Here is a 9,098-nt window from a genome sequence, read left to right as displayed (position 1 = left end):
ACCCGGGCCGCCGCCGCTCACCCTTCGTCGAACCGACTCCAGAACCGGGCGCGGAGGCGGTACCGGGTGTCTTCGTCGACGCTGTAGCGGTCCAATGCTTCGGAGGCATCGAGGAGTAATGCGCGGTCGATGTCCCGCGGGATCGACGGTCGCTTCTTCTCCAGCTCGCGGATTTCTTCGGGGCTGGCCGTTGCTTGGAAGGCGATGAAGACGCGGTTGGCGACGTCGCCGATCACGGCCGCATCTTCGGCATTGTCGAATTCAGGAAGGACGTGGCTGACCGAACCGGTTGTTGAGCTGTAGGCGATCGCTGGTGCCGGGGCGGGCGTCGGTGTCGCTGGATGCGGGGCCCTGGCGGCTGTCGCGACGTCGAGAGGGGAGGGGGCCGCGGGTTTTGCCGGTGTAGGCCCAGGTTTGGCGGTCACGGGTTCGGTTGGGGTGGGCGCGATTTGGCGTTCGACCTTCAGGATCGACTGGTCGAGGGTGGTGCCGTCGATGAGGTGGAGGTCGTCGGCGGCGCGAAGAAGGTGACGGCTCACGCCGTGCGATTTGCCGTCGGCATTCGGGACGGACAGCAGGACCACGGCGACGCCGTGTGCTTGGGCTTCTTCGACGGCTTCGGTGAGGTCGTCGTCCCCGGAGACGAGGAAGAATACGTCGGAGGTGTTGTTGCGGGCGTGGGCGACGAGGTCGAGGCCGATGCGGAGGTCGACGCCCTTTTGTTCGCCGTCCATGCCGAAGCGGCCGAGTCGCAGCTTCACTTTGGCGAGTTCGCCGATGCGTTGCTGGATGGGGCCGGGGACGCCGTTGTCGGCGGAGTCGTACCAATGCACGCGCAGCACGGGCAGGCCCGAAAGTTGTTCGGCCTTCTGCATGATGCTGTCGATGAGGTGCGGGTATTCGACGTTAATGCTGCTTCGGAGCGATGTTCCCGTCACTCTGGTGGCGGCTGAGGCGAGTAGATATCCGGTATCGATATAGAGACTGCACGTCGAACGCATATGCCCACTATGTCAGGCGACCAGTCCGTTTCGGCGCGGTTCGGGCGGGTCGTTACCTCTGAGTAATGCTGAGGGTTCGCTAGGTGCTTCCGTCGAGGATGGCGAGCGCTTCGCGGGCGGCGGCGAGTTCGCGGCTGAGTTCGTCGACGCGACGTTGGGCTTCCTCGCGTGCCGCGTTCAGGATTGACGACGTGGCGGCTTGTGCTTGTTCGTCGCCGAGTTCGGCCATCGCGGATTCGACGGAATCCGGTGTGACACTGCGGGATCGGGGGAGTTTACGTCCGCCACGGGTCACCGAAACTGACCACTCGTTCTCGGCGGAGCCGTGGATGGTGACGGTGACGGCTGCCGGTGCCTTCCGTGCGGCGGTGCGGCGGGTGGATTTCTTAGCGGGCGGTGCAGTCTCGGTTGGGGTGGTGGCTGGCTTGGGTGCAGGTGCGGTCGACTTGGCGGGGGCGGGCTTCGGCTCAGCGGGTTTCGTGGCCGCGGCAGCGCTGGGGACGGGCGCGGAGCGTCGGGCAGCTGCCGGGCGCGCGACGGACTTGGCCGGCTTCGGCTTCTCCGGTTCGGGGGGTGGGTTCTTGGTGATGCGGAGTTCGTCGGCCTCGTAGGGGAGTTCGTCGTTGACGCCACTCGGTTTCACCGTCAGCGTTGTGCCGTCGATCGACAGCACGCGAGCGGAGGCACCCGGTGCTAGGCCGAGGCTGGGGGTGCCTTCGCGCAGATACACCGTCGGGCGTTTGCCGTCAGCCAGGGCCGCAGCGATTGCGGTCAGGTTGTCGGGGGTCAACGACTCTGGGATGGGCGCTGAGCGGCGGCGCGGTGGCATGACTGCCTTTCTCGTCGAACGATTTTCTCACTACTAATATCGCATATGCCTCCGACGGATTCGCACGGGTGTGCGAGGTCGGTGGCCGTTGGATCTCCTGCTCGGCAGACCTCGCGTGATCCCGGTACCGTCGAAACTATCGTCTGAACGTACGGCGATGAGTAAGGAATATGCAGAACGTCCCACATACTAGGAGGACCGATGAGCTTTTCCGATGACGCAAAGAACAAGGCGCAGGACCTGACTGGCCGTGCCAAGGAGGCTGCGGGCGCAGCCACCAACGATGATGAGCTTAAAGCCGAAGGTCAGGTCGACCAAGCGCACGCCGGGATCAAGGAGACGGTGGTCGAGGTTGCTGACAAGCTGAAGGAAGGCGTTGAGTCGGTCAAGAATAAGTTGACCGGTCACTGACCTCTGCTCGAAACGATCTGAACCCGTCGCTGCCAGGCAGCGACGGGTTCGGTGTTTACCAGGGGTCTTGGCGGTCGAGTTCTTGGTTGCGTCGCGCCAAGTATTGGGCTTGCACCAGAATGCCGGCGGCGACCAGGGCGAAGTAGACGAGGTACCACCACCATTTGTCGTGCAGCACATTGCTGACTGTGCGGCGGTTGAAGTCGTCCATTTCGATGGTGTTGGTGAGCAGCATGATGCCGCCGGTCGCGATGGTCGCGCCGCCGAGGGCGCTGAGCGAGGCGAGCAGGACCATCGGCAGATCGAAGACCAGGGTGGCGGTTGCCAGGGCGATGCCGAGAATGACGCCGACCAGGATGATCGCCCAACTCCAAGTGACGCCGAACGCCGTCATCACAGCGATTCCGAGTGCATACCCAATCGAGGCCATCGCGATCACCACGGCCGCCGCGTACAGGTAGTACGCGAGGAGGCCGAACGCGATCGCAGTAACGATCGCTACGATCCAGGCGACCGGATTGTTAAGCACCACGTCCTCATTTTGGATCTCCGAGATCGCGACCCCGCCGATCACGAAGCCGACGAAGCCGACCCACACCGCGAGGATAATTCGCAACGCGATCACGCCGCGGAAGCAGAACAGGAGACCGACAAGAACGGCAACGATGCCAATCAGGATGCTGGACATGGGGTTAGCGTAAATGGTGAAGCAAGCCTGATTGGTGATTGTCGTGCGTTTGGTCAGGTTCCATCTGTTGTCTCGACATCGCGTGGACGCAGGATGGTCAGCGGACGTTATCCGTGCCCGCCCCGGCCAGCTACGTCAACCAGCGTCAACTAGACGGTCAGCGTCGAGTGCTCCCGTTTCTCGCGTATCCGATCGACGACAACTTTGACGTGCCTGTTGATCTCGGTAGCAAGTCGGGTGTCGTCGCAAGCGAGACGTGCTTCGCGCGTCAGGACGTACCGACCAAGGCCTTCTCGGTCCGCCCAAATCAGATCTGGGCCGCTCTCGCTCATTCGCCACTCCGTCGACGGGCCTTCGCATACTTGGAGGGTTCCGACGACACTGGACGGTGCTGACAATAGGGGATATGGACTATCAACGCCCATCTGGCTCGCGATCCGGAGCTCATCAGTGTTGATGTCGCCATATGAACCAGCGGGTGCTGACGGCACTGCGGCAACGACGGCCCTCGCCAGGTCGACGGCGTGTGTCTCGAAGATATCGATCATCTCGTAGGATTGCCCGTCGGGGACGCCGGGTCGTTGGACCGCGACGTAGCCCTTGTCGAACGAACGAACGGCGCAAATGCGTGTAGTTGTCGAGTCCCCCCGTTGGGGAGATTAATGCGGGACTTACACGAAGCATGCAACGTGCAATTTCACCGTATATCCCGTCTTTAACAGGGGCGGGGCAGTCGGGAATCTCAGGGTTTAACTGGATGGGCTTTTCGAAAGCGTTTAAGAGTTACCATGCCGGCTCGGTTAATGTATTTGCTGTGTTGAATACTGATGCTAAAGCTGGTAAGGCCCTCAATGCGGAAGCGTATCGACATATTTTGGAACTGCAAACTCGATATGGTTCCGCTCCGGCAGAGGGGCGAAATAATACCGACTTGACTTCGATCGGGACGCTCAAAGGGATCGTTGATGTCGGAATTACCAAGGCTGAGAATGCCGGTATTGCGAATGACTATAAGCAGGGGTTAACTAATCACCAGCGAAAATCCGAAGCCTTCGATGCCGCAGTCAACATGATCGGTAGGGTCGGTCCGATGGGGGATGCGGTGAGCCTTGGCGGTGAATCGTTGAAGGATTCCATTATTTGGGGATACTCCACTTCCTGGCGACCCTAAGAGTAGCTTGGAACCGGATTTTTCGAAACTATACTATCCGATACTCAGCTCCGCTCCTGTAAGCGACCTTGATGTGGGTGGGGACATAAATACTAATTTCTTGTATAAAGATGGCAAACTGCGTCCGTTGGATGAATTGACAAGAACGGTTCCCCAAGCTGAACTCAGGGCAGCTCTGAATCAAGCAATTGGAAAACTCCCAGATGCTTCTACTGACACTGGTGACAAAATGACCGGTAAGGGCCGGATGGTTGATGATGGATACATTAGTGTGAAATCTAACAATGAGTAGCATTGATAAAGCCTCGGTGGTTTGGAAGTAGCGATGGATAAAGAGTGCCAGAGGGCCGGTGTGCTCAGGCGATTTTTGAGAGTTGCTTTTTCTCTCGTGGTAGGGCTCGCCGCGTTATCGGCTTGCTCGTTAGGTTCTGACGGTGATGACCCTGGTGCGAAGTGGAAGGCCGGATGGAGTCCGAGTTGGACGACTGTTTGGTCGTCGGAACCAGGTTTGGCGAGCCTTAGGAGCCATCCAGGATCTCTTGTGCGAGCGGCTTATGAGTCATTCTGGATGAGCAGCTATTACGGGTCGGAGTATTCGTTTCCCGGGTATTTGGGTTCAATTCCGAGCTGGGAAAATATGAGCGTCGGATTTTTTCCGAATGTGGTGGAAGAGAAATTGTCTTGGAACGCAACAAATTATGTGCACGTTACAGGACTCGTAGTCACTGCTGACCGAGTGGAAGCTGACCTATGTATGGTTCGTAGGTGGTCGTCTGAGGACCCCGATTATCGGACTAGGGTCAGCGAGGCCAGGATCATCAGCCCTTCCCACATTGAATTCGATAGGCGAGACGTGGCCAGGGAGACTGGCGATCCTGAACGTTCGTATAGTGATCCCGCTGTCGTGAATCAGTATTCGGGAGTGGGTGTGCACCAGGGGCAAGTTCCGAGTGGCAACGTCTTCTCTGGTTGGGATATTTCGTCCATGAAAGCTGATCAGCGATATGTGACCTATGCTTGCGCGAATTGGGCGACGACGGTGCTGCCGGAATCTCATGTCGTAGGCGTGGAAGGCCGTGATTTGGCGATAAAAGGCCCGGATGTTCCACAGCCTCTTCAACCTCAGTTTCCAAGGTGGGAATAATAGACCTTGTGTGCCTTATAGAGGACCTGATCGTGAACGGTTCGATTCAAAGTTCCCTAGTCCGTCCTCTGGTGTGATACCGCCTATGGACATCTCGGGCTCGTTTCCCTCTGGCCATCGAACAATTCATGACCTGTCTCTGGTAGCTGTCCGGGGTGGTGATGATTATCGCCGTGCTAATCTGAGTTCGGTGGATTCGACGGGCACGGTTCTCGGTCAGGAGATCGGCACCTGGTGGTGCCTTTTTCGGTGGTTGAGATCTGATCCGGAAGCAGAGAAAGTAGCTGTCGAGTCGGCGATAGAAACCTTCAATATCAGGCAAATTGAGTTGATTTCAAGCTTAGTCCAGAAGGATTCATTCCCTGATGATGATCCGTTGAAAGATGATGAAATTGTGCGACAGATAGTTGCACTGGGCCGGATCCAGGCGCTGTTTGGGCCCTCTGAATTGCTTGACCAACTCGACGGTGTTCGAGGGCGAAGTTCACCCGTCCGGGACGACCGCGAAGATTGGACAACTTCGGCGAACTGGAACCTGAATGCAGGTTCACTAGTTGTGGCTTCCGTATCGGCTCTCACCAATGCGTTGAGAGAGTTGTTCCCCGCGGATCCCACGCGCGGCGCCCTTGGGGTTCTGGCCTTTGCGGCTGGCATGGCCCTCGTTGGGTGTGGATCGGAAACGCCTACGTCGGAATCATCGTCGCCGAGTCATTCTCGTTCGTTCGCTTTTCCTGGCTACGACAAGACGGAAGAGCATCGTTTCACGAAGTCGGAGTCGGCACAGTTGCTGACGCCAAAGCGGGACCAGCTCGTCAAGTCTCTTCCGTCGCTATTTCGGGATATTGATCTAGACTTGTACGGCCCCTCAATAACGGAATCGGCTAATGAGGCGATCGCAAAGGACACATGCGTCACCATTTCTGTTGGCCACAAGGATGGGGCGCCCGATCAGTTTGCGGCGACGGTATACGACTCGCCGAGCGACTGCGACTCGTAACGTCTCGGGGGAGCCTGACTTGTGTTATCGAATGCTTAATTTGTTAGGTCGCGGACGGGAGTAACGATGAAGACGCTGTTGTTGCGGCGCTTGATGTCGGTCGTCGTGGTGGCGGGACTGGTGACTGAGTGACTGTTCGCATTCTGGAGAATTGGATTTTAATGATCAAAGGTTGGTTTCGAAGAATTTTCAGCCAATTGTTGAATGATCGATCGGTCGGTTGTTCGGTATTGGCCTCAGTCCTTGGAGTTGCCATGCTTGTGACTGCTGGTTGTTCGTTATCCGAACAACCGCGGGCTGTCGAGAGTGTGGTCAATCAACCGGATTTTTCGACCTCCTTCATTTGGATCCCATCTCCGGAGCTAGACCTACTTAGTCCGAGTGGGACGGTAGTTCGCGGCGTTGTCGAGGCACATGATTGGAGACGGCAAAATTGGTACCTAAGTGACCAAATGTTCCCGGGCTATTCGGATTCAATGCATCCTGACTATGCTCGGGTCGAGAAGGGCAATGTGCGGCAGTGGGAGGCTGAAGGGCGCTCGCAATTTGGGGCAGGAGTGCGTCGAAAGAAGGTCCTGGCGACCGATGATTCCGCGAACAGATTGACGGTAACTGTGTGTGCGATCGACACGGATTTCATAACTCGATCGAGGGCGGGTCGATACTACTATGGAACTTCCGAAGTTATTACCTTCGATATACCTGAAGACAGGTACGGATGAGCCGGAATCTGGAACACCGGGTCCTAATAACTTGCCTGCAACTTCCCCGTTCGGTAGCTGGAAAGCTGGTTCCTATTATTCAAGTCCGGTGGTCGATATCTCAACATCCCGCGATGCGGATGGGAAGATTGTCGTACACACCCACGATTTCGGGCCGGAATGTCAGCGGATTGCTGATACCTTTCCGGCTAAAGATAAGGATCCGCAACCGTCACACATAGTCGACCCGCCGTAGCCGGGTTGGCCGTCGGCGGCCGAATAGTGTCTGATCGCTGGATACGGTTTCTGCCGTCCGGAAGCAAGGATTGAGCTTCGTTTGGCGTTGATAAGAGGCCTTGGAGGTAGAGCCGAAGGCATTGGTGCCGAAGTGAGAGTGATTGTAAGGCGATCGACGCGATTGATTGGTGTCATCACTATCGCCTTGTGGCTCGCTGGATGCGGTGCCGGTGGTCAGCAGCCGGAGGCGGTAGCACCAAGTACTGCGAATCCCGCGGCGAAGGCACGAGCTACTTGGCAGTGGGCCCCGACCGGAGCGCTGGATCTAATGAGCCCTCTCGGGACATACGTTCGAGCGGTTGTGCAATCGTTGCGTGAGTATGAGGACGTTGGAGTTGGGTTTCCGGGATTCGATTATGCGGCGCGCGAAGGAAATCTGAAGCCTCTCGAGACGTTAACTCGTGGTGACAGCGCGCTATTCAGCGCGTGGGTGGACGAATACCTCGATGCCAATGGGGTAACATCGGTCGATAATGCTCTCGACTTTGGAAAGAGCAAGAGCGATTGGGAACGCGATGTAAGGGAATCGGCGAAGTGATGAAGTTCAAGCACGAATTGAGATCTGTAGGGTTCGAACGGCGACGTGCGCGGCGGCGAAAGGCCGAAGTTTTTTCGGTACTGATTTTCGTAATCTGCGTGATTTTCGCGGGATGTTCGTCCAACGACTCCGTGCCGACTGTTACGCCTGCCAAGGTTGCGATTCCCGAATATTATCAATCTGTTTTTGATTGGTCGAGTTTCGACAATCGGACGGACCTTCAGTCGGAGCCTGCGCAGATTGCGCGCGCATTTGTTGAGGCAACTGCGCTGGCGACCGCGACTGCACGCACGTACGAGTACCCGGGATTTTCCGAGATGATTTATGCGTCAGGTTTGGAAGATCAGCTCGCGGGTTTGACTGGAACTGACCCGGGTGTGCCGTTCTCAACTGTAGGCACTGCCTTTGCCAACCTTACAGTGGTGCCTATTGAATCGGACACCTGGATGGCTAGAATCTGTATTCCCTCTGGTTCCCAGAAAATGAAGCTTGCGGGGAGTGAGGGATACGAGAGTTTTGGGATCGCGTATGACGAGGGTTGGATTGAGATCCACCGCGATATTCAACATGTCGGCCGGAACCTCAACGCAGGTGCAGGTCCGCGAAGAATGCCGACAGGGGACATCTTCACGGGTTGGACTATCACAGGGGTAAGGGCGGGCAGCCCACAAGTTCCCCCCGGTTATCGGTCGAACGGGAGTCCTTGCTCGCAGGTGCCTTCTCGGATTCCGGCGAACCTTTATGATCCAACCTTGAATGCAGACCCGATGGGGGTTCATGATGCCAAGAAGTTGCCTCAGATCATGAGTCCAGGGTGGCAATAATTCTGCACATAAACTGAGGCTAACTGCATGTTGAGGTTCCCGAGTCCGTCCTCTAGTGTGAAGCCGTCTATGAACATTCCGGGCCCGTTTCCGGATGGACATCGAACGATTCGTGACGTGTCTCTGGATTGGTCCCCGGTGTGGTGATGATGTCAAGAGAAGCGGAAAGGAAAGCGGAACAGTGATGGCTGACTTCGGTGGTTTTGGGATGCGGAGTCTAAAGTTGGGGTTGGTGTCGACGGTCCTTATTGTTTTGGCAACTGGATGTGCAGCACAGCCTCATGCTGCCGATGAGGGGGCAACCACGCAAGCTTCAAGTGACTGGCCTGTGCCGTACTTTAACTGGGATCAACGGGGATCGGTCGTGGACCTGTCGTCCCAGGTTGGAGCGGTGGTGCGGGCGTCTATGGAGTCGTACTATCTCTTGGGTTCTGCGGAGAATAAGGCGACAGCTTTGGCTTCTGTGTATCCCGGATTTGAGGCGGCGGTAAGCGATG

Annotated in this window: 7 protein-coding genes and 1 pseudogene; 4 read left to right on the top strand and 4 right to left on the bottom strand. The window is 57.2% G+C overall.

All coding sequences use genetic code 11. The annotated features are described in order from the left end of the window. Positions 1–17: 17 nt before the first annotated feature. On the bottom strand, positions 18–1,001 hold the full coding sequence (locus WBA38_RS10200) for an NYN domain-containing protein (RefSeq protein ID WP_424297370.1): 984 nt from the start codon (positions 999–1,001) through the stop codon (positions 18–20). A gap of 79 nt (positions 1,002–1,080) precedes the next feature. Then, positions 1,081–1,830 carry a DUF6319 family protein gene (locus tag WBA38_RS10195; protein WP_424322641.1) on the bottom strand — a complete coding sequence of 250 codons (750 nt, stop codon included), beginning with the start codon at positions 1,828–1,830 and terminating at the stop codon, positions 1,081–1,083. A 201-nt stretch (positions 1,831–2,031) separates the two neighbouring features. On the opposite strand from WBA38_RS10195, the gene WBA38_RS10190 reads away from it, so the two are divergent. Continuing rightward, positions 2,032–2,241 (top strand): CsbD family protein, encoded by a 210-nt coding sequence (locus WBA38_RS10190; protein ID WP_424322640.1) that lies wholly within the window; start codon positions 2,032–2,034, stop codon positions 2,239–2,241. A gap of 55 nt (positions 2,242–2,296) precedes the next feature. Here WBA38_RS10190 and WBA38_RS10185 read toward each other — a convergent pair whose 3' ends face one another. After that, complete coding sequence (locus WBA38_RS10185; protein WP_424297366.1) at positions 2,297–2,929, bottom strand: DUF4203 domain-containing protein; 633 nt, start codon at positions 2,927–2,929, stop codon at positions 2,297–2,299. A gap of 149 nt (positions 2,930–3,078) precedes the next feature. Continuing rightward, positions 3,079–3,564, bottom strand: a pseudogene (locus WBA38_RS10180) (ESX secretion-associated protein EspG); the annotation flags it as partial. 47 nt (positions 3,565–3,611) lie between these two features. Here WBA38_RS10180 and WBA38_RS10175 point away from each other — a divergent pair. The 3 genes from WBA38_RS10175 to WBA38_RS10165 all read left to right on the top strand — a co-directional run bounded on the left by WBA38_RS10175 (position 3,612) and on the right by WBA38_RS10165 (position 8,601). After that, the gene (locus WBA38_RS10175) at positions 3,612–4,100 is read left to right on the top strand and encodes a hypothetical protein (RefSeq protein ID WP_424322639.1); all 489 of its coding nucleotides are present in this window, start codon (positions 3,612–3,614) and stop codon (positions 4,098–4,100) included. Positions 4,101–5,434: 1,334 nt separating this feature from the next. Next, positions 5,435–6,241, top strand: a complete 807-nt coding sequence (locus WBA38_RS10170) for a hypothetical protein (protein WP_424322638.1) — start codon at positions 5,435–5,437, stop codon at positions 6,239–6,241. Between the two features lie 1,532 nt (positions 6,242–7,773). Continuing rightward, positions 7,774–8,601 carry a hypothetical protein gene (locus tag WBA38_RS10165; protein WP_424322637.1) on the top strand — a complete coding sequence of 276 codons (828 nt, stop codon included), beginning with the start codon at positions 7,774–7,776 and terminating at the stop codon, positions 8,599–8,601. The last annotated feature ends 497 nt before the right edge of the window (positions 8,602–9,098 follow it).

The organism is Gordonia sp. (in: high G+C Gram-positive bacteria) (assembly GCF_049647785.1).
Classification (GTDB): domain Bacteria; phylum Actinomycetota; class Actinomycetes; order Mycobacteriales; family Mycobacteriaceae; genus Gordonia.
This window is presented reverse-complemented; position numbering and strand designations above follow the sequence as displayed.

Coding starts and splice junctions, on each gene's coding strand:
- WBA38_RS10200 (WP_424297370.1), bottom strand. CDS start 1,001: ATGCGTTCGACGTGCAGTCTCTATATCGATACCGGATATCTACTCGCC.
- WBA38_RS10195 (WP_424322641.1), bottom strand. CDS start 1,830: ATGCCACCGCGCCGCCGCTCAGCGCCCATCCCAGAGTCGTTGACCCCC.
- WBA38_RS10190 (WP_424322640.1), top strand. CDS start 2,032: ATGAGCTTTTCCGATGACGCAAAGAACAAGGCGCAGGACCTGACTGGC.
- WBA38_RS10185 (WP_424297366.1), bottom strand. CDS start 2,929: ATGTCCAGCATCCTGATTGGCATCGTTGCCGTTCTTGTCGGTCTCCTG.
- WBA38_RS10175 (WP_424322639.1), top strand. CDS start 3,612: ATGCAACGTGCAATTTCACCGTATATCCCGTCTTTAACAGGGGCGGGG.